We start from the raw sequence: 26,694 nt of genomic DNA, 5'->3' as shown, positions 1-26,694 counted from the left end.
GAAAAAGGGACTCAGTTTAGACTAAGTCCCAAATTAAATTAAATCTTACCTACAAGGTCAAGAGATGGTTCAAGTGTTTCAGCGCCTGGTTTCCAAGATGCTGGGCATACTTGTCCAGGATTTGCAGCAATATGTTGTGCAGCTTGTACTTTTCTAACAAGGTCTGCTGCTGATCGACCGATACCAAGATCATTCACTTCAGCTGTTTTGATAACGCCATCAGGATCGATAATAAAAGTTCCTCTTAACGCAAGGCCTTCTTCTTCGATCATCACGTCAAAGTTTCTTGAAATTGCACCTGTTGGGTCACCTAGCATTGGGTAGGTAATTTTTTTGATGGTTTCTGAAGCATCATGCCATGCTTTGTGAGTAAAGTGAGTATCTGTTGATACGCTGTACACTTCAACACCCATCTTCTGAAGCTCTTCGTAGTGATCAGCCACATCACCAAGCTCAGTTGGGCAAACAAATGTAAAATCAGCTGGATAGAAAACGAAAACGTTCCATTTCCCTTTTAATGTTTCTTCTGTTACTTCTACAAATTTACCATTGTGAAAAGCTTGAGCTTTAAATGGTTTTACTTGTGTATTGATTAATGAAGACATACAAATTCTCCTAAATAAAAATGAATTGAATTCGTATTTTAGATAATAATATTAGATATGTATAATTAATAATTATTATATTTTTGATAAGAAAAACTTATTAAAAATTATCTATTTTTTCTTCCCTCTTCTAACATTAGTTGTTCTGCTTGGAGTTGTTTTAATCTCGACTCGACCCGAGACTTAGCGTAAAAATCATTACTTCGTATATTCTTTGCAATACCAAATTGGACAATAGCATCCTTTAAATTGTATTGGTAATAAAAGTATTCACCCATATTTTCATGGTATTCAATATTTTTATTTAAGCCTTTGAAAGCTTTTGCCAATAGCTTATACAGATTCGGATCAGACCTGTATTTAAAGATATATTGCTCTATCATTTCTTTCACCTCAGAATAATTACCCAAGGATAGGTTTACTTCAGCCAAACGATAAACAAATGCTCTGTAGAAAGGGTGTTTTATTAAAAGCTTTTCAAGCTCTTTCTTGGCCTCTGCAAACTCCTTTTTTTGCAATAAAATATCAATATGTAAATTATCAATGAGGGGGTTTTTTTCTTTTTGTAAATTGGAATATATTTTCTCTGCATCATTAATTTTTTTATCTTTTAGGTAAGCAAGAGCCAGAGCATATTGCTCTCCTTCCAAGTTAACATAAGTTTTATTTTTAATATTTTTCTCAAAAGTTTTTATATTGTTATCATTTGAGTATAAAGCGCGAACTTTTCCACGAATAAAATGAAAGTAGTTACTGTTGTTGGTATATCTGTAGGGATAATCTTTTAAACGATCGCTGATATCCGAAATACGATCAGAGGTGATTGGATGCGTTCTCAAGTACGATGGAGCAGAAGAAGAATATCTGCTTCCCTTTTGAAGGGTATTGAAAAAATCTATAGCCGAACCAACGTTATATCCAGACTTATACAAGATATCGATGCCAATACGATCCGCTTCTTGTTCATGCTCCCTCGTATAATCTAAAAAATTTTGTACATTCATTGCTTGTGATGCCATCATCGCACCTGCAGCTGCCTGAGGATTTGATCTTGCAGCTAACAGACCTAATGCAAGTAAAAAGATACTCTTATATTTATCCCTATCTTGTTTAGCAATAACTCTTTGCAAATGCTTTTGAGTCACATGAGCAATTTCATGCCCAAGGACGCTTGCTATCTCAGACTCGTTATCTGCACTAATAAATAGACCCGTATGAACTCCTATTAAGCCTCCCAGCATTGCAAAAGCATTTATAGCGTCATCTTTTAATACAAAAAAAGTAAAGTCTCTTTGCGGAGCATCGCTATTTGAAACTAATTTATCCCCAAGATAATTTAGATAATCATTTATTTCCTCATCCTGAACTACCTCTGGACTAGAATGAACTTGATATAATATCTCCCTAGCTATCATTTTTTCTTGATATGGGGATATAAATTGATCGCTAAACTCTCCCAGATCAGGCAAGTTATTTGCCCACGATAGGTGACTAAATATTAGAAAAATTATAAAAAAATTTTTGGGTGAATTCATTTGAAACCCTATAAGGAGCTTACTAAATGCTAACTCATTTAGATAAAAATGGAAATGCAACTATGGTTGATATTTCTGATAAAAAGACAACAACGCGCACTGCTTTGGCATCTGGAGTGATTCACATCACACCAGAAATCTTAGAAGCCATCAAAAAAGATTCAATAAAAAAGGGGAATGTATTTACTGTAGCTAAAATAGCGGGCATAAATTCTGCAAAAATGACTGAGGCTATTATTCCCTTATGTCATCAAATTCCCTTAGATTATATTGATATCAATTTTGACCTCCATGAAAGAAATTTAATAATTGAAGTGTTAGCCAATGTCAAAACTTCTCATAAAACTGGTGTGGAGATGGAGGCCTTAGTAGCAGTGAATGCATCTTTACTTACGATTTATGACATGTGTAAAGGTGTTTCTAAAGATATGCAAATAACCGATATTAAGTTATTAAAAAAAACTGGTGGCAAATCTAGTGACTGGGAAACATCATCAAAATAAACTAATTAGTTTACTTACTGATGCTGGAGCCATTGAAATTCCGTATCTATAATGACCTACGTTATAAAATTTTTCCTTTATTTTTTTATCCTGAACAATGGTGGGAATGTTATCCTTTGAACCAGGCCTAAATCCACACCAATGATTTATAACTTCAAGTTCACTTAATTCCGGAATAATTTTCTCCGCATTTTTCTTAAGAAACCTTAAATCTTGATCGGTTAAATTATCATCAAAACCCACATTTTCTAATGTACTTCCTGCAATTAATGTCCCATTCTTTCTTTGCAGAAGGTAAAAACCATCTTTGTATAAAATATGTTCCAGTTGGATATAATTAGTTTTTTTATATTCAATCAATTGACCTCTGACTGGGAAAATTTTATCTCGCAAATCATTATCTAATTCCTGAGTCCATGCACCCGAGGCTAAAATAAACTTGTCACCTGAAATTTTTCTTCCATTAATATCAAAAAAATTATTCTTCAAGTCAGTGCTAATAAAATTATTTTCTAGAATCTCAACACCTAGATAATCTAGGTATTTTTGCAGGCCTTGGATTAGCTTTTTTGGATTGATCTGATACACATCATCTATCGTAATTGCATTAAATGATCTAAATTTTTCTGTTGAAAATGATAATTTATTCTCTCTTAACCACAATTCAATGTCTCTTAAGTCATCAAGGATAACGGTCATCCCTGATCTTAGGTATTCAATATCAATATCAAATTGTGAATTAAGTATTTCACTTAATTCTGAATAATACTTTTTTGATTTATTAATTAGGTCAAACACCTCAGTTGAATAATTATTGGGAAGAAGGGGAAATAAAATACCGGCTCCGCACATAGATGATCCAGAACCAATGGTATTTTTTTCATAAATTGCAACATCATGACCTAATTTTTTTAACTCAATTGCCTGAATACAGCCGATGACACCACCGCCAATAATATTAATTTTAAAATTAGTGGCCATTTTGAGCGAAAACTTCAAATAATTTGATTTCTTCAACATAGCCTAGCAGCACAATGACATCTCCTCGATCTAATGTGATGTCATCTCTTGGTTGTATATCTTCAAGCATATTTGGTCTTCTTAAATGATGAACCTGAACCCCATAAACCTCGAAAGGGATATCTTTAAGCATTAAGCCTTTTATGTGGCTATTTTTAGATATCTCAACAGAATAAAGTTGTTGTTGACTAGTTAAGTCCTCTGAGAAATCGGTAGATCCCTTAAAATATCCCTTAAAAATTTTATATTTTGATTCCCGAAACTCTCTAATTTTTTTAATAACTCGCCATAATGGTACATCAAACATGACAAGCGCATGAGATGCCAGCATCAAACTTCCCTCAAGAACTTCAGGAACAACCTCATCCGCACCAGCCATCCTTATTTTATCAATAGATGTTTCATCTAATGTTCTAGCAATGATTGGAATATTCTTATTATGCTCCCTTACAGCTGTAAGAAGTTTTTGGGAAGCACGGTCATCAGAGTATGTAACCATCAACCCCTTCGCCCTTTCAATACCAGCTGCTTTTAAAACATCATATCTACTAGAATCTCCATAAACAACATTTTCACCCGCAATTGTCGCATCACTGACCCTGTTAGAATCAATATCAATTGCAATGTATTTGATATTTTCTTCTTTAAGGAATCTAGCAATGTATTGACCACTTCTGCCGAAACCGCACAAAATTACATGGTCATTAAATTTTTCGGCTATTTGTTCTAAATTGTCTATATTTTTTTGATCATTTTTTATGTAAGACTTTGATAAAAATCTGGCAATCTTGCCATTTATTTGAATAATAAATGGGGCTAAAAGCATCGATAGAATGCTAACAGATAAAATAATCTGCAATAAAATATCATTTAGCATATCCTGTTGTTTAGCAAGTGCAAGGATAACAAAACTAAATTCCCCGGCGTGAGCAAGTATTACTCCAGCTCTAATACCCACACCAAGTTCATATTTAAAAATCTTTATCAAAAATGTAATTAACACAGATTTAAATACTATTAAAAAAATTAATAAACCAATAATTGGAAATAAATATTGAATCAAGATTGCTAAGTTCAACATCATCCCAACAGTAATAAAAAATAGGCCCAGCAGAATATCTCTAAATGGAGCTATATCTGACTCAACCTGAAATCGAAAGTGAGTTTCTGAAATCAACATCCCAGCCAAAAAAGCTCCAAGAGCATAAGATAAACCTGATAAATGTGTTAAGTAAGAAAACGAAAGGGTTACAAGGAGAACATTTAAGACAAACAATTCGCTTGATTTTTGCCGAGCAATTATACCAAACCAATAATTCATAACCGGCTTTCCAACTTTAAAAATAATTGAAAATAACACTGCTGTCTTTACGATAACTAATGAAAATGCATTAAAAAAATTAGCATCAGGATTTGAAAGTGATGGAATCAGAACAAGAACTAGAATAACAGCCAAATCTTGGAATAATAAGATCCCAACTGATAGTTTACCGTGTCTGGTATTAAGATCTAATCGTTCCATTAATATTTTTGAAACAATAGCTGTAGAAGACATCGTGATGGCTGAGCCAATAATAAAACCCTCGGACAATGATAATCCAAATATTGACCCAATGATCACTGTAAATAATAATGTAATTGCTACTTGAGAAAGCCCAATTCCAAAAAGAATTTGCCTCATCGAGTTTAATGTGGGCAAACTAAATTCAAGTCCAATAGTGAACATCAGAAAAACAATTCCAAACTCAACTAAATGATGGTTGGCTGCTGAATCGACAATCACTCCTGCCACACTTGGTCCCAAAATTAAACCAACAACAAAATAAGCAATCATGGGGGGCATTTTAAAATTTCTTAGAATTGCAACCAAGCCAACCGAGCAAGCCAAAAGCAATATGATTAATTCAAGTGATGAGACCATAATTTAATTATTTTTTAGATTTAATTAACTATAATGTTATTTATGAATGATATCAAAAAATCAATAATAGGTTCTGCCAAAAAAGTCCTTGATATTGAATCTATAGAAATTAATATTGCTCAAAAATTTATTGATGAAAATTTTGCCGACATTATTATTAAACTTAGTGAATGTAGTGGGCGAATCATCTTAAGCGGAATGGGTAAGTCTGGTCATATTGCTGGCAAAATTGCCTCAACTTTATCCAGCACTGGATCACCGGCTTTTTTTATGCACCCTGGTGAAGCTAGTCATGGCGACCTCGGGATGATAACTCATAATGATATTGTTATCTTTCTGTCAAACTCTGGTGAAAGCAATGAAATCTATAACCTAATTCCAAGTATAAAAAGAATTGGGGCGTCAATAGTTGCTATCACTAGCAATGAAAAATCTGAGATTGCTAAATATGCTGATCATCATATTTCCTCAAAGGTATCGACCGAGGCATGCCCCTTAGGTTTAGCTCCCACTGCAAGTTCAGCGCTAATGTTAGCCATAGGAGATGCAATTGCTATTTCCTTATTCCAATTAAAAGGTTTCACAGCTGAAGATTTTTTAAAATCTCATCCTGGTGGTGCTTTAGGAAAAAATAAATTTATAAAAGTTAAAGAGGTGATGAGGAGCATTAGTGAAGTGCCTGTAGTTAATCCGAGCGATAGTCTAAAACAAACAATTAAATTAATTACAGAAAAAAAAGTGGGTTATGCCATTGTGGCTGATAAATTAAAATATTTAGGTATCTTTACTGATGGAGATCTGAGAAGATCCATTTTGAAAGAGGCATCTATCTCAGATGAAATTTCAAAGTGGATGAGTACAAATCCTTTTTTTATTAATGAACATAATTTAGCAACATCTGCGGCAGAATTAATGGAAAAAAATAAAATATCCAGTTTAGTAGTCGTTGATAACAAAGATGATCTTGTAGGTGTGATTAATTTCCAGGATTTATTGATAAATAAAGTCATTTAATTAATGAGTAAATATTCAATTTTCTTTTCAATGGTTTTTCTTGTGATAATTTCAATTATTTCATTCTGGCTAAATAATGAAGTAAAAAAAGAATTGAATATTGAAGAAAAAAAATTAACTAATAATCCAGATTATTTTTTAAAAAATTTTATTTCCAAACAAACAGATGATCTTGGAAACTTAAATTTTTCTCTAGAAGCTATACAGATGAATTATTTTTCTTACAGTGATGAATCTATTTTAAAGAAACCCGTATTTAAAAAATTTGAAGAAAAGAAAAAAGTTTTAGATTTAATAAGTAACAAAGGCGTTATTTATGATAATGGTGAAAAAATAAAAATGCTTGATGATGCACAGATGATAAGGCATGAAACCAAATCAAAAAAAGTAATGAAATTATTATCTAATGAAATCACAATCGTGCCTGATAAAGAAATTTTATCCTCTGATCAAAAAATTAAAATTATTCAGGAGCCCAATATAGAAATTGACGGAGTAGGTTTTAACTATAATAAAAAAACAGGAATCATAAAAATATATGATTCTGTGAGAGTACATTATGACAAATAAATTTATTTACATAATATTATTTATATCTTTCTTCTCTTTTGCTGAAAAAGCTGACAAAGATCAGCCAATCATTATTGATTCAGATGAATTGTTAATTGATGACTCAAAAAATATTAGCACCTATTCTGGAGATGTCATTTTGCAGCAAGGGACATTAATTATTCGTGGTGATAAGTTGATTATCAGAGAAGACAAGCAAGGTTTTCAACACTCTACCTCAGAAGGAAAACCAACAACCTTCAAACAAAAAATGGAAGGAAGTGATGATTATATAGAAGGGCAAGCTTTAAGGATCGAGTATGATGGCAATATGGATAAGATACATTTGTATAGCAAGGCACGTGTAAAAAAAGGAAATGATTTAGTCATCGGTGACTACATAATGTACGATGCAAGTTCTGAGTTTGCGCAGGCGATGTCAGGAAATACTAAAACAAAAGATGGTGAAGAATTAAAAAAGGGAAGAACACGAGCTATTATTCGTCCTGATAAGAAATAAAATGACGACTTTAAGAATACAAAACATAAAGAAAAGCTATAAAAATAAAGATGTTGTTAAAGATATTTCTCTAGAAATATCTAGTGGGGAAATTATTGGTTTATTAGGTCCTAATGGCGCAGGAAAGACCACATCCTTCTATATGATTGTGGGTCTAATTCAACCTGAACATGGATCAATATTAGTTGATAATACTGATATTACAAAAAAACCCATTCATGTTCGCTCTCAACTAGGTCTTGCCTACCTTCCTCAAGAACCATCCATTTTCAGAAAAATGAATGTTGAAGAAAATATCATCTCCATTTTGGAGTTAAGAAAATTAAATAAAGATGATATTAAAACAAAGCTAAATCTACTACTCACAGAACTTGGAATTGAACATATAAGAAAAAATTCTGCTATTTCCCTGTCAGGTGGAGAGAGAAGAAGGGTTGAAATTGCCAGGTGCCTTGCAACAAACCCAAAATTCATTCTGCTTGATGAACCATTTGCTGGAATTGACCCAATTGCAGTCTTAGACATACAAAAAATCATTAAATTTTTATCCTCTAGAGGCATTGGGATTCTCATCACTGACCACAGTGTCCGCGAAACACTTGGCATATGTAATAGAGCTTACATTGTCAATCAAGGAAAAATTTTTACTTCTGGCACACCCAATGAAATTGTAGAAAATGAAAATGTAAAAAATATTTATTTAGGCCAAGATTTTTCTCTTTAAATATGGCATTAAGCGCTCATTTAAGACTCAAAAATTCACTTAAATTATCACCAAATATTGAACAATCAGTTAATTTACTGAAATCTAATGAAATTGAAATTGAATTATTAATTAATGACTTTTTATCCAAGAACCCTTACTTACAGCTAGATGATTCAGAAAAATTTAATCTTAATTATTCCGCTAGCGTTATTGAAAATAATGAAGAAAATATTTCAGAAAATAATATTTATGGATTTAGCCTTAAGGATTATTTATTAAATAATTTATTTGATTTAGGGCTTGATTATGAGGATGAAGTATTAGCACGGTTAATTATTGATTATATTGATGATAATGGATATTTGAAAGAAGATTATGATTTCTTCATTACAGAATTAGCCCTTGATTCTGATACAGCTAATAAAAAAATTAAGAATCTTATTTTGAAGTTAAATACTATTTCATCTCCAGGTATTGGTGCCAGAAACTTAAAAGAATGTTTGATCTTTCAACTTGATCAATTTATTCGAAATCAAGTTGCATTAGACTCAAAAAAAATTATTGAAAATCATTTAGCAGACTTAGCAAATAAAAATTTCAAAAAAATTGCGAAAAATATAAACCTTCCACCCGATCACATTATTAAATGCAATGAGTTTATAGTGTCCCTAAATCCAAAACCTGGGCTTGCCTATCTCTCATCAGATACATCTCAATTTATCACCCCAGATATAATCATAAAAAATAATGGGAGTAAATTTGATATTTCACTAAAGAATAATTATGACTCTCTTAAATTATTTAATTTAAAAAAAGATGAGGTTGATGATAAAGACTTATACAATCAAGCAAAGTGGTTCATAAAGAATTTAAATTATAGAAAAATTAATATTATCAGGGTTGTTAATTGTATCTTCTCTCACCATAAAGAGTTTTTAAATAAAAATATTTTAAAGTCTTCTTTGAATATTAAAACAATTGCGAAAGAACTAGAGATTCATGAATCAACGGTTAGTAGAATTGTAAATAATAAATTCATTGAGACGCCTCATGGTATTTTTGAATTAAAATATTTTTTCGTAAATGAGGTAAACAACACTTCAAACAAAGCCATATTAGATAAAATTAAGGCTATTATTAGACATGAAGATAAAGCCAAACCATTGTCTGATTCTCAAATTCTCTTAACACTTGGCAAAGAAAATATTACAATCAGTAGAAGAACAGTTGCCAAATATCGCGAACAGCTGGAGATATTATCTGCTTCAAAACGAAAGAAAGGTACTTAAATAAATGGATATCACAATCACAGGCCAAAACATTGAAATAACTGAAGCTCTTGAATCACTAATTCATGAAAAATTTAATAAAATAACAAGACATTTTGAAAATATAACTGATGTTAAGTTTATTTTAAAAACAGAGAATCATCATCACATTGCTGAATGTAAATTACATCTGATGCATAACGAAATCTTCAGCGACGCATCTGGATCAGACATGTACAAAGTTATAGATGATTTGATTCACAAAATAGATAGACAAGTTATTAAAATTAAAGAAAAGGCAAAAGATCACCACCAGTCTGAGGGGGTTGTTAGAAAACACAACCAATAATTTTTGAATTTATATATCATTACAGGATTGTCTGGTGCAGGCAAAACGAATGCACTAAGAACTTTTGAAGATAATAACTATTATTGTATTGATAACCTGCCTGCCAAACTTTTACCCAATGCAATTCAAGATCTAGGTAATAACCAAATCAAATCAGTTGCAATAAGTATTGATAGCCGATCTCTTAATATTGAAATGCTTCCATTAATTTTAGAAGAATTAAAACATTTAAAAGTTTCATTTAAGTTAATTTTTTTAACAGCAAGTATTGAACAAATTATCAAACGATTTAATGAATCCAGAAGAAAGCATCCACTTAGTAAAAATAAGACAAGCTTACGAGAAGCCATAGTTAAAGATCAAGAAATTTTAAGCATGCTAGAGGACGATTATATTCATATTGATACCAGCAATCTAAACTTAACTTCACTTAATGTAAAAATAAATGATCTTATTGATTCAAAATTAAGTTTTCATATTCACCTTTCATCTTTTGCTTATAAAAAAGCAATTCCATTAGATATTGATTTTATTTTTGATGTTAGAGAATTACCAAACCCGTTTTATAAAGATGATCTTAAAAATCTTACAGGATTAGATTTGTCTCTTAAAAAATACTTACTAGAATTCGAAGAAACCAAAGAAATCATTCAAGATATCTCATCTTTTTTGAGACCACGAATAAGAAAATATGCGCTCCAAGGAAGAAAATATCTTGCAATTGGATTTGGATGCACAGGAGGAAGGCATAGATCAGTCTTTGTAACAGAGGAAATTGCAAATATTATTAAAAGTAATAATAATGATCTGCATGTATCCACTTTTCATCGAGAATTAGATGTTTAGATTTTTATTAATTACTCATGGCAATCTTGGTCAATCACTTGTTGAGTGTGTTGAGAAGAATTTACAAAAAAAATATAACAACTTAATTGATATTATTTCATTAAATTCTTCAGATATTGATGTATCAAAAAAAGAGCTTGATGCATATGTAAATAAAAATAAAGATTGCGAGATAATTATTCTTACAGACTTATATGGTGCCTCTTCTAGCAATATCGTCAAAAAACATACGTCGCAAGAAAATATTTATGCCATATCAGGGTTGAATTTGCCAATGTTAATGAAAGCCGTTACATTTAAAACAAATGACATACAAACCATGGTGGATGAAATTATTAAATGTGGAAACAAATCCATCATTAATTTTTTATGATTAAAAAAAATCTTACTATCAAGAATGAACTAGGCCTTCACGCAAGAGCTTCAAATAAATTATCAACTGAAGCTGCTAAGTTTAAATCGAAGATTGAAATTATCTTTAATGATCAAATTATTGATTGTAAAAATATGATGGACATTCTTCTGCTATCAATTGGAATTCATGATTCTTTTACCATCAGAATAAGTGGCGTCGATGAGAAAAAAGCATTAGAGTCTATAGAAAAGTTAATTAATAATTTATTTGGTGAGGGGAAGTAATTGTTAATTGTCTCTGGAATACCTGTCAGTTCAGGTGTGGCAATTGGTAAAGCCTATATCTTAGCACACGCATTAAATGAAGTCGAACCTTACACTATTACTCAAAAAAATATTACAAATGAAATTAAACGTTTTAACCAAGCTATTAAACAACTGAAAAGTGAGCTATTAAGTTTAAAAAAAGAACTGAAAAAAAATAAAATGGGTGAATATGGGTCATTCATCGATGTGCAATTAGCCATAATTAATGACCCAAAAATTTCAAAAAATCCATTAGAACTCATAAAAAAATCCAAGCAAAATGCTGAGTGGTCATTAAAAGTTCAAATGGAAGAAATAATTAATAAATTTAATTCAATTGAAAATAGTTACATTCGTGAAAGAAAAAATGATATTTATCAAGTCTGTGAAACATTGATTAAATATTTAATTGGTCATGAATCTAAACAATTATCTAGTGATAAAAATAGAATTATTGTTGCACATGATATTTCTCCTGCAGATGCTCTTAAATTTAAAAATAGCAATAATATTGCGTTTGTTACAGATATTGGAGGAACCACATCTCATACAGCTATTCTAGCTAAAAGTATTAACATACCCTCAGTGGTTGGAACACAAAATGCTAAAAACTTGATATCAAACGGTGATAATTTGATTGTTGATGGAGACCATGGCTGCGTTATTATTAATCCAACCGATGAAGTCATAAATGAATACAAGTTAAAACAAAACTTATATGAATTAGAAAGTAAAAAATTACTTAGTCTACAAAAACTCACGTCAAAAACCATTGATAAGGTGTCTGTAAATTTATATGTAAATATTGAAGATACTAATAACACTGAACCTGTAATGGAAAATAATACAAAGGGTGTTGGATTATTTAGAACTGAATTTATTTTTATGGATAAACATCGTATGCTCGATGAAAATGAGCAATTCACAATTTATAGAAACTTAACAAAAGCGTTACCTAATAAGATAATAACTATTAGAACACTTGATTCAGGGGGTGATAAAGTTATTGAGCACATGCCTAATACAAATCAAAATCCTGCACTTGGTCTTAGAGCTATAAGATTTTGTTTAGCAGAGCCTGATGTGTTCATCACACAGATGAAAGCATTACTTAGAGCCTCACATTATGGCAACATTAGAATATTAATACCCATGCTCAGCTCTAATAACGAACTCAGGCAAGTAAAACTCTTAATTGAGCGAGCAAAAGATATACTTACTTCGGAAAGAAAAAAATTTAATTCTAAAACGCTAATTGGAGGAATGATTGAAGTACCGGCGGCAGCCATTGATGCGGAAAGCTTTGCTTCTCAATTAGACTTTCTTTCAATTGGTACAAATGATTTAATTCAATATACTTTAGCTGTTGATAGAACAGATGATGCCGTATCACATTTATACGATTCATCTCATCCTGCACTTCTTAAATTGATAAAAGGAGTAATTGATGCCGGAACTAAAGCAGGTATCGAAGTGTCTCTATGTGGTGAGATGGCAGGAGATCCAAAATTAACTAAATTACTTATTGGGATTGGCTTAACAAATTTCTCAATGCATCCGTCAAGCCTTCTAAAAGTAAAAAAAGTAATCTTAGAATCTGAGTTTTCAAAATTAAAATCGAAAGCCAAGAAAATTCTGAATACTCACGATAAAATTGAAATTGAAAATTTAATCAATAATCTTAATAATTAATAATATGAACAATCCTATTTTAGAACAAATAGACTTACCCATTTTTGACCAAATTAAAGCGGAACACATCTATCCAGCAATTACAGCAATCATCAATGAAAATAAAACTAAAATAAAAGAGATAGAAAACTATGATATTTCTAAAATTGACTATAAATTTGTAGATGAGTTAAGCCTGCTTGATTACAAACTTAGTAATGCTTGGTCACAAATTGGTCATCTTAATTCAGTGATGAATTCTGACCTATACCGAGGTGAATATAATAAATGTCGTGAGCTTATCACAGACTATTACTCAAACTTATCGCAAAATACAAAAATATTTAATTTATACAAAGAATTAAAAAAATCTACCATTTTTGAATCTTTGGATGCAATACAACAAAAAATTATTACTGATGAAATTAAAGACTTTAAACTTGGAGGGGTAGGTCTAGATGAAGATAAAAAAACTGTGTTTAAAGAATTACAGTCTAAACTAGCAAAATTAGCATCAAAATTTGAAGAGAATGTTTTAGACGAAACCAACAACTATACTTTAAATATTACTGATGACATTTTGCTAGAAGGCATACCTGAAGATATTCTTGAATCTGCAAAGTCCTTAGCAAAAGAAAATGATCAAAAAGGTTATACATTCACTCTTCATTTTCCGTGTTATGTTCCTGTTCTTCAATATGCCAAAAACAGAAACCTAAGAAAAGAAATGTATGAAGCCTATGCCAAAAAGGCATCAGAGTTTTCTGATAAAAAATTTGATAATACAACCATCATCAAAGATATTCTTAGCCATCGTGCAAGCATAGCAAAATTGTTGGGGTTTAATAATTATGCCGAATTAAGTATTGATAGAAAAATGGCTAGCGGTCCAGATGAAGTTTGTTCTTTTTTAAGAGACTTATCCAACAAAGCGAAACCATATGGTTTAAAAGATTTTGAGGAACTAAAAGAAGCTGCAAAAAAAGATGGGGTTGAAGATCTTGAAGCCTGGGATGTTGCATTTTATTCTGAAACAATTAAACAAGATAAATACAATATTAATGACCAAGAGATAAAACAATTCTTTCCTGAGAATAAAGTTATTGAAGGTTTGTTTAACGTAATTAAAAATTTATATGATATAGATATTGTCGAATCTAAAGCCCCTATTTGGCACAAAGATGTGAAATATTTTGAGCTATTACAAAACAACAAAATTATTGGTTCTTTTTATCTTGATCTTTATGCACGTAAAAATAAACGTGGCGGTGCATGGATGGATGAATGTATTTCAAAATCTAAATTTAACGTAAATATTGATTATCCAGTTGCCTATCTCACATGTAATTTTTCATCCCCCATAGGAAATAATCCAGCGTTATTCACACATGATGAAGTGATTACACTATTCCATGAATGTGGTCATGGGCTTCATCATCTTTTGACCGAAATTTCTGAGTTTAATGTTTCTGGAATTAAGGGAGTTGAATGGGATGCCGTTGAATTACCTAGCCAATTTATGGAGAACTTTTGTTGGGATTGGAATGTGATTAAAAATATGACTCAACATATTCATACCAAAGAATCTATGCCAAAAGAATTATTTAACAAACTTATAGCAAGTAAAAACTTTCAATCAGGAATGCAGTCCCTACGTCAAATCGAATTTGCATTATTTGATATCTTAATTCACATGGAAAGTAATCCAGATAATTTAGATGTTATAAGCACCCTTGAATCTGTTCGAGACGAAGTTGCAGTTGTTCGCCCTCCTCACTGGAATCGCTTTCCTCATAGTTTTAGCCATATTTTTGCAGGTGGGTATGCTGCTGGATACTATAGTTACAAATGGGCAGAAGTATTATCAGCGGATGTCTTCGAAGAATTTGAAAATAATGGGGTATTAAGCAAAGATGTTGGTTCCAGATTTAGAAGGGAAATTTTAAGTGTTGGTGGTTCAAGGCCTGCAAAAGAGTCATTTATTAAATTTAAAGGTAGAGAACCCTCCATAGATGCTTTATTAAGACATAATGGACTTGCTGCATGAAAATTATTTCATGGAATGTCAATTCTTTGAAGATTAGACATGACCAACTTGTAGATATAATTAATAAACATAACCCTGATGTTATTTCTTTACAAGAAACAAAGTCTCAAGATGAAAATTTTCCAAATGAATCTTTTAATAACCTTGGTTATCAATCCATCTTCACTGGACAAAAAACATTCAATGGGGTCGCCATAATAACTAAACTCCCATATGAAAATGTTTTGTTAAATATTCCTAATTTTCAAGATGAGCAAAAAAGGTTTGTTTCTGCTGAAGTAAAGTTTGATGATAGAAAAATTCTAATAATGAATGGATATTTTCCAAACGGCCAATCATTAGACAGCGATAAATTTATTTATAAACAAACTTGGGTTAATGCTCTTTTAAAATTCATTAAAACAAAAAATTCTAATTCATTATTGATGGGCGATTTTAATATTGCCCCAGATGACATTGACTGTCATGATCCTGAAAAATGGGTTGGGACTGTTCTTACCAGCGATATTGAAAGAAATTTATTTAAAGAAATCATTGAATGCAATTTCACTGACACTCATCGCCATCTAAACAAAAACGAACCAGGATTTACTTGGTGGGACTATAGGATGGCAGCCTTTAGAAGAAACCTCGGATTAAGAATTGACCACATACTTGCTTCAAAGGATTTAATCAATTTTTTAAAAGACTTCAATGTCCTGACTGATTATAGAAAATTAGAGAGGCCTTCAGACCACGCACCAATAATGCTTACTTTGAGTTTTTAAGTCCTAGTTGTTTTAGTTTTCTATAAAGATGGGTTCTTTCAACACCAGAAACCATTGATAAGTCTTTCATGCTGACGTTGTTATCCAAATGATGTTTCAAATAAAGTTTATCAAACTCTTCTCTTGCACTTTTAAGCTCCATGCCATAAAGATGTTCAATAGGATTATTTTGCGTTGAAAGCTCATGAAAATTAACTGGGCTTAATTTAATAGCATTGAGATAGTCTTCCTCATCAATAATTTCTCCATGAGCAAATTTTAGACAATTTCTAATTATCTGATCAAGATATAAAATGTCATAACAATTTTTATCCGATCTAATTTTATTTAAAAAAGTAATATCAAACTCTTTATATATTTTATTAGAAACAAAATTTAAATGATAAGTAAGAATTTCTCTAGCTGATTTGATTAGCTTATCATCATCATGCTGGCCAAACACTTTGAAGTCAATAATAGAAAAATCTGAGAAATTAATTTTTTGTTTATATTCTTCCGTTAAATCAACATCACTATTAATGGCTATTTTTACGTTATATTTTTTTGTCTTGGATTCAATGATCTTGAATATCGACACGGCATTCTCATTGTAATCAGAAAAATTTTCAAAAATTATTAAAGAATTTTTCTTTTCCTCTAAAAAAGATTCGCAGTTATCAATTTTTTTTATTGATGATTGATCAATCTTAAATACTTGATCTTTATTTGAAGATAAAAAGGAATAAAGGGCATCCTTACAATTAGTTTTAAAAAATTGGTGATTTTCCTTTTCGTTTAGCTTTTTATATACATCCAACAACTCTTTATCTTTGTTATTTTTTAGAAACTCAATGGATAAGGTATTGAAATCTAATGACTCATTAATTGCATCATTCAAAACTTTCAAAACTTTGTGCAGCGAAATTGGCTTTTCAATAAAATCAAAGGCACCATTTTTGGTCGCCTCAATCGCTGTATCTATTGTTCCATGACCTGACATCATAATAATGGGTTGTTTTAATTTTTGACTGGCCTTTAGCTCTTTGAGCAAAGTAATTCCATCGCAGTCAGGCATCCAGATATCTAATAAAATAATATCTACATTATTTTCTTGCTTTATTAATTTTCTTGCTTCATTTGCATCTGCCGCCAAATATGTTTCATAACCTTCATCAAGTAATATTTCTGATAAGGACTCTCGGATATCTTTTTCATCATCAATGATAAGAATTGTTGATTTATTTGCCATAATTAATATCTAAAGTGTATTTCTACATTTGCCCCTGATGATTTATTATTTTTAATAGTGATAGATCCATCATGCTCATCAATAATTTTTTTCACAACAGCCAGACCTAATCCGGTACCGGTTTTTTTGGTCGTCACATAAGGCTCGAAAATATTTATTTCATCACTGACACCGATACCATTATCAATGAAATTAAGAATGACTGCATTTTTTGTTTTTTTTAGTATTATCTCAATTTCACATGAATTATCTTCTTTCTTTGCTTCGTATGCGTTGTTGATAAGGTTTACAAAAACTTGTCTAATTTTTATTTCATCACAAGAAAAATTAATTTTTTTTGACCTGGATGATATCTTTATTTTGAGATCTTCTTTTTGAAACAAATTCACAAGCTCATTCAATAAATCAACCAAATTTATTTCTGATTTTGTTAATTCTGGCGATCTAGAATATTCAGTAAATTCATTTACCATTTTTTTGATCGCATCCACCTGATTAACGATGGTTTTCGTAATGTCGCTCAGGATTGTTTGATCTTTTTTTTCTAATTGTTTTGAGAATTTATGATCGATTCTTTCCGCAGATAACTGAATGGGGGTTAATGGATTTTTTATTTCATGTGCGAGCCGTCTCGCTACTTCAGACCAGGCTTCATTTCTTTGTGCAGCAGTAATTTCAGAGATATCATCAATTAGTATAATTTTATTTTTATTTTTTCCAGTGCCCTGTTCTGTTAACTGAATCGATAAAATTCTTCTTTTAAATTTCAACGTAAGTGCTTTTTCTTTATAGCTATCTTTGCTTTTATTTATCAATGTTACTATTTCTTCAAATTGACTCCCATGTTCTAAAATTTGGCTAAACCTTTGACCGATTAGCAACTCTAAATTAAATCCAAGAAGTTTTGAAGCTAACTTATTTGTCAACCTTATATTACTTTTTCGATCTATAACAATGATCCCGGATGACATATTGTTAATAATGCTCTCTAAGAAGTTTCTTGATGACTCAATTCTTTGCCTATTTAGTTCAAGTGTCTTATTAGCACTGTCAAGCTTAGTTGTCATTATATTAAATGACCTCACTAACATTCCCAGCTCATCTTTTCCCTGATCCGGTATTTTTTTCTTAAAATTACCTTTTGCGATACTCTGTGTTGCTTCAGACAAAATTGACAAAGGCATTGTAAATCTTCTACTGAAATAAAGAGCTAATGATATTGAAAGAAGGATTGCCAAGAAAAGAATGATACTTAATGTGATCTGATAAATTACCTTTAATGAGTTCCTACTAAAAGTTAAGGCCTGATAATCCTCAAAGACAGACTCAACAGATAACGCAGCCTGTGAAATACTTTCAGGAATTTTTTGTGTAATGATTAAATAAAATTTCTTCTGTATTTTGTCATCAATTGAAATATAAGGCTGGAATGTTTTTAAAAAAATAATATTTTCTTGAGTGATATCTATCTTTCCGTGGAAGCCAGTATTTGCAAGAATCAAGTCTTGTTCATTAGGTAACACTGAATCAATGTCGATATTATCTCTTGATGAAATAGCCAAAATTCTATTTTCTTCATCGATTATCATCGCATCATAAATATCAAATTTTTCAGTGAGATCAGAAAGTACTGGGCTAAATTCATTAATTTTAGAATTCGATAATGAATAACTGATACTTCTTGACTTCAGCTCAACATCTTTTCTTAAGATGTCTAGCGTCTTTTGACCAATATTTAATCCACTTTCTAATGCCGACTCAACTCTAACATTAAACCAAGACTCTATTGATTTAGTTAAAAAGTTTACAGAAACAAAATAAAGAACCATCAGTGGAACTATAATCATGATGCTGTAGGAAATGACCAACCTTAATGTCAGTCTACTACCAGTGACTTCTTTTTTAACCTCATTAAATAATCGATATACTTGTAATGCAATAAATATAAATAGCATTACCACAAATGCTAAATTTATTTTTAAAAGTAACTGAAAAGTTTCGCTGGAGATAAAGTCAGAATTTGACAGCGATCTTATTAAAATCACTAATAGCGATAAACTTATTACTAATGCTGAAGTAAGCAGGTATCTCATAAATTATGTCTTAAACTTTTTATTATCGTCCATTTAGGTTTTTTTAAACTTAATTGTAAACTTTTTGGTAGATTTTTTTGATCAACCTCCCAGGTTATTGTGATTTCTTTATTTCTTGAATCCTTGGTATTTTCTAAAGTTAAATACCATGGCTTATTGATATAACTAACTAATTTGTTAAGTTCTGCAAATGAAAATTTTTCATTCTCCTCAAAAAAGTAGAATTTTTTAATCAAAGGATGGTATTCAATTTTAAATTTTTTAGTTCTTTTGAATACAACATTATCAAAGAAATATTTATTTTTTCTTTTTACAATAATTGTTTCTAAAATCTGAATAGATATACCTTTATCTATAATTTTTTTTAAATCATTATCTAGCTCGTAGTCTAAAAAATATTTAATTTTGGTCGAATCTATATTTTGTTCATCAACAATAATATCTGCATAAGATATATTTGAAAAAACTAACCAAGCCAGACTAATTTTTACTAAAGACTTTAAAATATAAACCATCATGAAATTGATTGGGAATGAGTTGTGTATTTTGATATTTAAAACCAATTGGGATTTTAAGATCTTGACTTGCAGCATCCTTATTTTTTGATAGAAATTTCATTACAACATTTTCATTCTCATGTTTAAAAATAGAACAAGTTACATAAAGTAATTTTCCGCCACTTTTTAAAATTTTCCAGCCCTCTTCAAGCAACTGAAGTTGTTGATTGCTAAATTTTTCAATATCTTGTTGTTTACGCATTAACTTTATATCAACATTTCTTCTGACTACACCCGACCCTGAGCATGGAGCATCAATCAATATCCGATCATATCGTTTATTGATGTCTATTTTGTCGATAATATTAGATTTTAATTGCAATCTTTTCATATTACTTCGGATAAGATTAATTCTTTCCTTTGATATATCATAGCAGTCAAGGTTAACATCAAACCTCTCAAGAATATGGGTGGCTTTTCCACCAGGCGCAGAGCATAAATCTAAAATATTCATACCGTTTTGTATATCAATAAAATCACACGCTAATTGTGCAGCTGGATCTTGGACATAAAAATAACCTTTCTCATAACCGGGCAGCATGGTTATATCTTTTACATTGCTTATTTGAATGTATTTGTCTTCCAGAGTTAATTCATAATCAATATTCGCTTGTTCCAAAAGATCTATATAGTCATTGACAGAGATTTGTCTTTGATTAATCCTAATAACTGTTGTTGCTCTAGTATTTCCAATTGCTAAGATAGCTTCATAGTCATTGGGGTACTCTTTCATAAGATCGCTAACCCACCATTGCGGATATGAATACCTTATATCCATTTCATCTGGAGTAATAAGTTTATCTTTTTCTCTTAAAAAATTTCTAAGGACAGCATTTACCAAATTATAAAAATTATTATTTATTTTTTTTGCAGCTTTAACGGCTTCATTAACAACTGTAAACTCAGCTTTTGACTGATGGGTAATTTGATATATTGTATTCATCAGCAGGTACTTAATTAAATGATCATTGATATCTCTTTTCACAAATTTTTTTAAAATATAATCGTTAAGATAGAAATCTCTAATACTGCCGTAAACAATATCTTTGATAAAATTTTTGTTATTTTCTTCTTTTAAAAAACGATCAAATAAAGTGTCAATTTTTCTACCACCGATTAACTCAGATAATATTTTTGCTGCTTGGACTAAATCCTTATACATTAGAGAAATTTTCAGCTGGTTTTAATTGATAATTTTTAATAAAATCCTTACCAGTTAACGTGTGCCCCCCGCTGATCTGAATAGAGTTTATTTTGATATAAAAATCACTTGTAGCAACTAATAAATCATCTGATAAATTAATACTGCCTGGCTGATTTTCAACTGATGAAATATTGGTTAACTCAGCATGAAAAATTTTTACCTCTTTCTGCCTGAAAGAAATTCTTGATACTGGAAACGGATTTAGGGCCATGACTGTATTTACAATATTTTCTGCCTTATTTTCTAAGTTCAAATAAGCTTCACTTTTGCTTATTTTTTTAGCATAAGTCACTGCTTCTTCGACTTGAACTATTGATTCTATTCTCAAGCCCAATTGAATATTGTTGAGATGCTGCATCATTAAATCAGCACCATCATTTGAAAGTATTTCAAAATAATCTCCCGATGTTTTATTGGGATCTCTATCAAAACTTTTTATTAAGAATATATTTCCGGCATCAAGTTTTTCAACGACCTCCATAATGGTTACACCAATCTGGTTATCTCCATACATTATTGCCCTTTGGATTGGTGCTGCTCCCCTCCATTTTGGGAGAATAGAAGCATGAATGTTAAAGGCTTTCTTTGGAAATATATCAATAAAGTGCTTAGGCAAAATAATTCCATAAGCCGCAACAATCAATACATCCGGTCTTAACTCTTTAATAGACTTGGTAAATTCCTCATCAATCTTTTCTGGTTGGAAATACAATAATTGATTATCTTTTGCATATTTTTTGATGGGGCTCTCTTTTATTTTCATCCCCCTCCCTGCTGGCCTGTCAGGTTGAGTCAATACAGCAATGATTTCCATATCTGAATCATTTATTTTTTTTAAGCATGGAAGTGCGAATTCTGGAGTACCTGCGTATACTATTTTTAACATTAACCAGCTCTTCTTAATTTACTTATTTTTTTCTTTATTCTTTGCTGCTTTAATTGAGATAAATATTCGACAAAGACTTTACCAACAAGATGGTCCATCTCGTGTTGTATACATACTGACAACAAGCCATCAGCTTCAAGTTTTTGTATATTCCCTTTCAGGTCTTGATAACTAATTGTGATATTTTCATAGCGTTTAACCGTCTCAAAAAAACCTGGAACTGATAAACAACCTTCATCATATTCTTGCTGCCCATCAAATTTTATTAACTTGGGATTAATTAATACTAATAAATCTTTTTTGTCATCACTTATATCAATCACAATAATTCTTTGATGAACATCAACCTGCGTCGCTGCTAAGCCAATCCCTTTTGACTCATACATGGTTTCAGCCATATCTTGGACTAGCTTCTCTGTTGATTCGTCAAAAACTTCTACAATCTCAGCAATTTTATGAAGCCTTGGATCAGGGTATTTTAAGATTTTTAATAAAGCCATATTTTTACTTGCATTTTATTCTTAATACTGTAAATTAAAAGTTAGTGAATAGTTTTATATCTTATAAGTTTTATTTTCAATATTATACTCTTTTAGAGACTCACTTTTTTTCACTCTTCAATTCAAATAAATTTTATTTAGGAGAAAGATATGTTTGATTTATTAGTCTACGTATTTGAAAATTACCTTTCATCCCAACATAATGTTTCTGATTTATCAAAGATGACCACTGAATTAGAAGAGGCTGGATTTGAGTATAAGGAGATTGAATTTGCTATAGATTGGTTTGCCACATTAAAAGTTTTATCAGAAAAAATTAATGATAAGAAGATTAATGAATCAGGTCTGAAATCAAGAATTTACTCCAAGAGAGAGTATGAAAAAATTAATAATGAAGGCATTGGATTCCTTATCTTCCTTGAAAAGGCAACCATCCTATCGCCTGCAGAAAGAGAGATCATTATTGATCGAGCAATGGCTGTTGATCAAGCGGATGTTAACCTAGATGAATTAAAATGGATCGTCATGATGACTTTATGGCATTTTGGCCGGGAAAACGAATACTTGTTTGTTGAGGACGCGCTATTCAATCCAAAAAATGGTGCAGTACACTAGTTAATCAGAAATATTTTTCAAGACTTTTGAAACAATACCGCACTCATTGAGTGTATAGAAATGAAATGACTCTACCCCAAACTGTTGAAGGGTCTCACATAATTCAGAAATGAAATCGATACCAAATTCACGCAGCGACTCAATATCATCCCCGTAGGATTCTAATTTATATTTAAGCCATCTAGGAATTTCAGCCCCACAAGTTTGAGCAAATCTTGAGAGTTGTTTGATATTGTAAATAGGCATAATTCCAGGAACTATAGGAATACTAATATTTAACCGTTCACACTCTTCAATGAACTTAAAGTACGAGTCCACGTTAAAAAAGAATTGAGTAATCGCTGAATTAGCACCTGCATCAACCTTAGTCTTAAAGTTTTTGAGATCATCAATAGAACTTTCTGATTCGGGATGAAATTCAGGGTAGGCTGCAACGTCCAGATGAAAATAGTCGCCAGTATTCGTTCTAATAAATTCAACTAAATCACTGGCGTGATGGAAATCTCCATACCCGGCAATGCCCGATGGGTTATCTCCTCGTAAGGCTACCAAACGATTGATGCCTTTATTTTTGTAACTTGTAATGAGATCCATCACTTCATCTTTTGTTGAGGTAATGCACGAGATATGAGGGACTGCATTGTAACCATCATCTTTGATGGATTGAACAACGCCAATTGTCTTATCTTTAGTCGAGCCACCAGCGCCAAATGTAACAGAAAAAAACTCAGGATTAAATACTGACAAGTTCTTTAATGTTCTCTTTAATTTTTCCTCCCCCTCTTGCGTTCGAGGAGGAAAAAATTCAAAGCTAAATGAGCTCGCTTTCATTTAGTACCTGTAATGGTCTGGTTTGAAAGGACCATCTACATTAACTCCAATATATTTAGCCTGCTCTTCAGTTAACTTGCTCAGCTGAACATTAAGAGTTTTTAATTGCAACACAGCAACTTTCTCGTCTAAATGCTTGGGTAGCGTATATACATTAACTGGATAATCTTGAGTATTTTTAAATAACTCAATTTGCGCAATTGTCTGATTGGCAAAAGAAGAACTCATCACATAACTAGGATGTCCTGTTGCGCAACCTAAATTAACCAATCTTCCTTTAGCTAGTAAAATTATTTTTTTACCATCAGGGAAAATAACATGGTCCACTTGAGGCTTAATTTCTTCCCAAGTGTATTGCTCTAAGCTAGCAACATCAATCTCATTGTCAAAGTGGCCAATATTGCAAACAATTGCCTCGTCTTTCATACGTGACATATGGTCATGATTGATCACATTATAATTTCCAGTCGCGGTCACAAAAATATCAGCATGCTCAGCTGCATAGTCCATTGTCACGACTCTATAACCTTCCATTGCTGCCTGCAATGCACAAATTGGGTCAACTTCAGTTACCCAGACCTGAGCCGATAAAGCTCTTAGTGCTTGTGCAGAACCTTTACCAACATCGCCATAACCTGCAACAACCGCAATTTTACCAGCGATCATGACGTCGGTTGCCCTTTTAATAGCATCCACCAAAGATTCACGACAACCATATAAATTATCAAATTTAGATTTAGTCACGGCGTCATTCACATTGATTGCTGGAAAAGCAAGTTCTCCATCCTTATGCATTTGATAAAGTCTATGAACGCCTGTAGTCGTTTCTTCAGTAACTCCCTTAATATGCTTAATTCTGTCACTGTACCAAGTTGGATGTTCAGCAAGCTTATTTTCGATTGCTTTAAATAGTGCTGTTTCTTCTTCACTATGTGGATTGTCTAGAACAGATTGATCTTTTTCTGCCTTCACTCCTAAATGCAGTAATAAAGTCGCATCTCCACCATCATCCAGGATCATGTTTGAATATTCACCATTTGGCCATTCAAAAATTCGATGTGTGAAGTCCCAATAGTCGTCTAGACTTTCCCCTTTGAAAGCAAACACGGGGGTGCCATTTTTTGCAATGGCTGCAGCAGCATGGTCTTGAGTTGAATAAATATTGCAGGAAGCCCATCGAACTCTTGCTCCTAGCGCCTCTAATGTTTCAATTAAAACTGCGGTTTGAATCGTCATGTGTAATGAGCCGGTGATTAAAGCACCCTTTAGAGGCTGGGATGTTTTGTATTCTTCACGAATGGCCATAAGACCTGGCATTTCTTTTTCAGCAATTGATATTTCCTTGCGACCAAATTCAGCAAGATTAATATCTGCAACATCATGATCCAAATGGATGTTAGATTCTGTCACGTTATTCATAAATTTATCCTTTAAATTTAAAATTAATAAGTGACCAGTTGGCTTCTTCACCTGAAGCCTTGACTGGCAAGGTTAGGTGAACGCAGTTTAGATTGTCGAGCCTGGGAAAGAATCTCGCAGCGTTCCTCGACGATAGAAAATTATACTTGAAGTTATTTAAAAAGTTAAGTTGTGGTTTATGTTAATTTTTTGTCCGTTTTTTCCCAAGAAAAAGAGTCTTCATCACGGCCAAAATGACCGTAGGCTGCAGTTTTTCTATAAATCGGTCTTAACAGGTCTAACATCTGAACAATCCCTTTAGGTCTTAAATCAAAATTTTCTCTTATGATTGCAACCATCTCCTCATTAGAAACCTTTCCTGTTCCAAAGGTATCGACCATTATCGAAGTGGGTTGTGCGACCCCAATCGCATAGGATAACTGGACTAAACATCTGGATGCGAGACCATTGGCTACGATATTTTTTGCAACATATCGTGCGGCATAAGCAGCAGATCGGTCAACTTTTGACGGATCTTTGCCTGAGAAGGCCCCGCCACCATGGGGAGCTGCTCCCCCATAGGTATCCACAATAATCTTTCTACCTGTCAGACCGCAATCGCCTTGAGGACCACCAATGACAAATTTTCCTGTTGGGTTGATTAAAAATTTAGTAGCAGTTGTATCAATATCACCAGGCAGTGTTGGCTTGATAATCTCTTCAATGACCGCTTCGTGAATGTCTTTTTGAGAGATATCAGGATCGTGTTGTGTTGACAACACAATTGTATCTATCGCCACGGGGGTATTGTTCTGATATTTTAAGGTCACCTGCGATTTTGCATCTGGCCTTAACCACGATAACTTTCCAGACTTTCTCAACTCTGACTGTTTTTTGACTAGTTGATGAGATAACCAAATTGGCAGTGGCATCAAAGAAGCCGTTTCATCACAGGCATACCCGAACATTAACCCCTGATCTCCAGCTCCTTGATCCAAGGGATCGTCATTTGCTTGATCTACCCCTTGGGCAATATCCGGTGACTGTTCATCATAGGCAACCAATACAGAGCAGCCGTTATAGTCAATTCCTTTTTCAGGATGATCATATCCAATATCTTTAATGACCTCCCTAGCAACCTTAATATAATCAACGTGCGCCTTGGTGGTAACCTCACCAGCTAACAACACTAGTCCAGTGTTTGTCAAAGTCTCGGCAGCCACACGCCCCATAGGATCTTGTTCTAAAATAGCATCTAAAATGGCATCTGAAATTTGATCAGCAACCTTATCAGGATGACCCTCTGAAACTGATTCAGAGGTAAAAAAATAATCATTCATACTTTGTAATCAATCTAAATTTTTAAATATTCGCGCTAGAATAACAGAATTAACGTTATTA

The 26,694-nt window shown here is 32.0% G+C and carries 26 protein-coding genes and 1 pseudogene; 14 read left to right on the top strand and 13 right to left on the bottom strand.

What is annotated here, in order from left to right; all coding sequences use genetic code 11:
* Positions 1–38: 38 nt before the first annotated feature.
* Positions 39–605, bottom strand: a complete 567-nt coding sequence (locus UZ34_00355) for an alkyl hydroperoxide reductase (GenBank protein AKO63945.1) — start codon at positions 603–605, stop codon at positions 39–41.
* Positions 606–712: 107 nt separating this feature from the next.
* Positions 713–2,140, bottom strand: a complete 1,428-nt coding sequence (locus tag UZ34_00350; protein AKO63944.1) for a hypothetical protein — start codon at positions 2,138–2,140, stop codon at positions 713–715.
* 26 nt (positions 2,141–2,166) lie between these two features.
* Between UZ34_00350 and UZ34_00345 the strand changes: the two genes are divergently transcribed.
* On the top strand, positions 2,167–2,643 hold the full coding sequence (locus UZ34_00345; GenBank protein AKO63943.1) for a hypothetical protein: 477 nt from the start codon (positions 2,167–2,169) through the stop codon (positions 2,641–2,643).
* Here the strand turns inward: UZ34_00345 and UZ34_00340 are convergent.
* Positions 2,635–3,624, bottom strand: coding sequence for a hypothetical protein (locus tag UZ34_00340; GenBank protein AKO63942.1), 990 nt, complete (start codon positions 3,622–3,624; stop codon positions 2,635–2,637). The genes UZ34_00345 and UZ34_00340 overlap by 9 nt on opposite strands.
* On the bottom strand, positions 3,614–5,584 hold the full coding sequence (locus tag UZ34_00335) for a potassium transporter (protein ID AKO63941.1): 1,971 nt from the start codon (positions 5,582–5,584) through the stop codon (positions 3,614–3,616). Before UZ34_00335 ends, UZ34_00340 begins: the two co-directional genes overlap by 11 nt.
* Positions 5,585–5,626: 42 nt before the next feature.
* On the opposite strand from UZ34_00335, the gene UZ34_00330 reads away from it, so the two are divergent.
* From UZ34_00330 to UZ34_00275, 12 genes are read left to right on the top strand one after another with little or no spacing between them, the layout of a single operon-like run.
* Positions 5,627–6,598, top strand: a complete 972-nt coding sequence (locus UZ34_00330) for a D-arabinose 5-phosphate isomerase (GenBank protein ID AKO65113.1) — start codon at positions 5,627–5,629, stop codon at positions 6,596–6,598.
* A gap of 3 nt (positions 6,599–6,601) precedes the next feature.
* Positions 6,602–7,168 (top strand): hypothetical protein, encoded by a 567-nt coding sequence (locus tag UZ34_00325; protein ID AKO63940.1) that lies wholly within the window; start codon positions 6,602–6,604, stop codon positions 7,166–7,168.
* Positions 7,158–7,667, top strand: a complete 510-nt coding sequence (locus tag UZ34_00320) for a signal peptide protein (GenBank protein ID AKO63939.1) — start codon at positions 7,158–7,160, stop codon at positions 7,665–7,667. Before UZ34_00325 ends, UZ34_00320 begins: the two co-directional genes overlap by 11 nt.
* Position 7,668: 1 nt before the next feature.
* Complete coding sequence (locus tag UZ34_00315; GenBank protein AKO63938.1) at positions 7,669–8,391, top strand: sugar ABC transporter ATP-binding protein; 723 nt, start codon at positions 7,669–7,671, stop codon at positions 8,389–8,391.
* Positions 8,392–8,393: 2 nt separating this feature from the next.
* Entirely contained in the window at positions 8,394–9,662 is a 1,269-nt protein-coding gene (locus UZ34_00310) for a hypothetical protein (GenBank protein ID AKO63937.1), read from the top strand.
* A gap of 4 nt (positions 9,663–9,666) precedes the next feature.
* Complete coding sequence (locus tag UZ34_00305; protein AKO63936.1) at positions 9,667–9,990, top strand: ribosome hibernation promoting factor HPF; 324 nt, start codon at positions 9,667–9,669, stop codon at positions 9,988–9,990.
* A 3-nt stretch (positions 9,991–9,993) separates the two neighbouring features.
* Positions 9,994–10,836 carry a hypothetical protein gene (locus tag UZ34_00300; GenBank protein AKO63935.1) on the top strand — a complete coding sequence of 281 codons (843 nt, stop codon included), beginning with the start codon at positions 9,994–9,996 and terminating at the stop codon, positions 10,834–10,836.
* Positions 10,829–11,209 carry a hypothetical protein gene (locus UZ34_00295; GenBank protein AKO63934.1) on the top strand — a complete coding sequence of 127 codons (381 nt, stop codon included), beginning with the start codon at positions 10,829–10,831 and terminating at the stop codon, positions 11,207–11,209. Before UZ34_00300 ends, UZ34_00295 begins: the two co-directional genes overlap by 8 nt.
* A complete protein-coding gene (locus tag UZ34_00290; protein AKO63933.1) occupies positions 11,206–11,475 on the top strand; it encodes a hypothetical protein in 270 nt (89 codons plus the stop codon). Before UZ34_00295 ends, UZ34_00290 begins: the two co-directional genes overlap by 4 nt.
* Complete coding sequence (locus UZ34_00285) at positions 11,476–13,188, top strand: phosphoenolpyruvate-protein phosphotransferase (GenBank protein ID AKO63932.1); 1,713 nt, start codon at positions 11,476–11,478, stop codon at positions 13,186–13,188.
* Positions 13,189–13,192: 4 nt separating this feature from the next.
* A complete protein-coding gene (locus UZ34_00280; GenBank protein AKO63931.1) occupies positions 13,193–15,214 on the top strand; it encodes an oligopeptidase A in 2,022 nt (673 codons plus the stop codon).
* Positions 15,211–15,981 carry an exodeoxyribonuclease III gene (locus UZ34_00275; GenBank protein AKO63930.1) on the top strand — a complete coding sequence of 257 codons (771 nt, stop codon included), beginning with the start codon at positions 15,211–15,213 and terminating at the stop codon, positions 15,979–15,981. Before UZ34_00280 ends, UZ34_00275 begins: the two co-directional genes overlap by 4 nt.
* Before the next feature lie 811 nt (positions 15,982–16,792).
* On the opposite strand, the pseudogene UZ34_00270 reads toward UZ34_00275, so the two are convergent.
* The 6 genes and pseudogenes from UZ34_00270 to UZ34_00245 form a co-directional block, all read right to left on the bottom strand.
* Positions 16,793–17,209: pseudogene (locus UZ34_00270) on the bottom strand (hypothetical protein).
* 2 nt (positions 17,210–17,211) lie between these two features.
* Positions 17,212–19,302 carry a hypothetical protein gene (locus tag UZ34_00265; GenBank protein ID AKO63929.1) on the bottom strand — a complete coding sequence of 697 codons (2,091 nt, stop codon included), beginning with the start codon at positions 19,300–19,302 and terminating at the stop codon, positions 17,212–17,214.
* Positions 19,299–19,820, bottom strand: a complete 522-nt coding sequence (locus UZ34_00260; GenBank protein AKO63928.1) for a hypothetical protein — start codon at positions 19,818–19,820, stop codon at positions 19,299–19,301. The genes UZ34_00265 and UZ34_00260 overlap by 4 nt, the downstream gene beginning before the upstream one ends.
* Positions 19,783–21,021, bottom strand: coding sequence for a hypothetical protein (locus UZ34_00255; GenBank protein AKO63927.1), 1,239 nt, complete (start codon positions 21,019–21,021; stop codon positions 19,783–19,785). The genes UZ34_00260 and UZ34_00255 overlap by 38 nt, the downstream gene beginning before the upstream one ends.
* Positions 21,014–21,949, bottom strand: coding sequence for a hypothetical protein (locus UZ34_00250; protein AKO63926.1), 936 nt, complete (start codon positions 21,947–21,949; stop codon positions 21,014–21,016). Before UZ34_00250 ends, UZ34_00255 begins: the two co-directional genes overlap by 8 nt.
* Positions 21,949–22,449 carry a peptide deformylase gene (locus UZ34_00245; protein AKO63925.1) on the bottom strand — a complete coding sequence of 167 codons (501 nt, stop codon included), beginning with the start codon at positions 22,447–22,449 and terminating at the stop codon, positions 21,949–21,951. The genes UZ34_00250 and UZ34_00245 overlap by 1 nt, the downstream gene beginning before the upstream one ends.
* 150 nt (positions 22,450–22,599) lie before the next feature.
* On the opposite strand from UZ34_00245, the gene UZ34_00240 reads away from it, so the two are divergent.
* Positions 22,600–23,064, top strand: a complete 465-nt coding sequence (locus UZ34_00240) for a protein smg-like protein (protein AKO63924.1) — start codon at positions 22,600–22,602, stop codon at positions 23,062–23,064.
* On the opposite strand, the gene UZ34_00235 is transcribed toward UZ34_00240, so the two are convergent.
* The 3 genes from UZ34_00235 to UZ34_00225 all read right to left on the bottom strand — a co-directional run bounded on the left by UZ34_00235 (position 23,065) and on the right by UZ34_00225 (position 26,633).
* The gene (locus UZ34_00235; GenBank protein ID AKO63923.1) at positions 23,065–23,895 is read right to left on the bottom strand and encodes a 5,10-methylenetetrahydrofolate reductase; all 831 of its coding nucleotides are present in this window, start codon (positions 23,893–23,895) and stop codon (positions 23,065–23,067) included.
* Positions 23,896–25,314 carry an S-adenosyl-L-homocysteine hydrolase gene (locus tag UZ34_00230; protein AKO63922.1) on the bottom strand — a complete coding sequence of 473 codons (1,419 nt, stop codon included), beginning with the start codon at positions 25,312–25,314 and terminating at the stop codon, positions 23,896–23,898.
* A gap of 176 nt (positions 25,315–25,490) precedes the next feature.
* Entirely contained in the window at positions 25,491–26,633 is a 1,143-nt protein-coding gene (locus UZ34_00225; protein AKO63921.1) for an S-adenosylmethionine synthetase, read from the bottom strand.
* Between the last annotated feature and the right edge of the window lie 61 nt (positions 26,634–26,694).

The organism is Methylophilales bacterium MBRSF5 (assembly GCA_001044335.1).
Taxonomy (GTDB): Bacteria; Pseudomonadota; Gammaproteobacteria; order Burkholderiales; family Methylophilaceae; genus BACL14.
The sequence above is the reverse complement of the archived record's forward strand: the minus strand, read 5'-3'. Positions and strand labels throughout refer to the sequence as shown.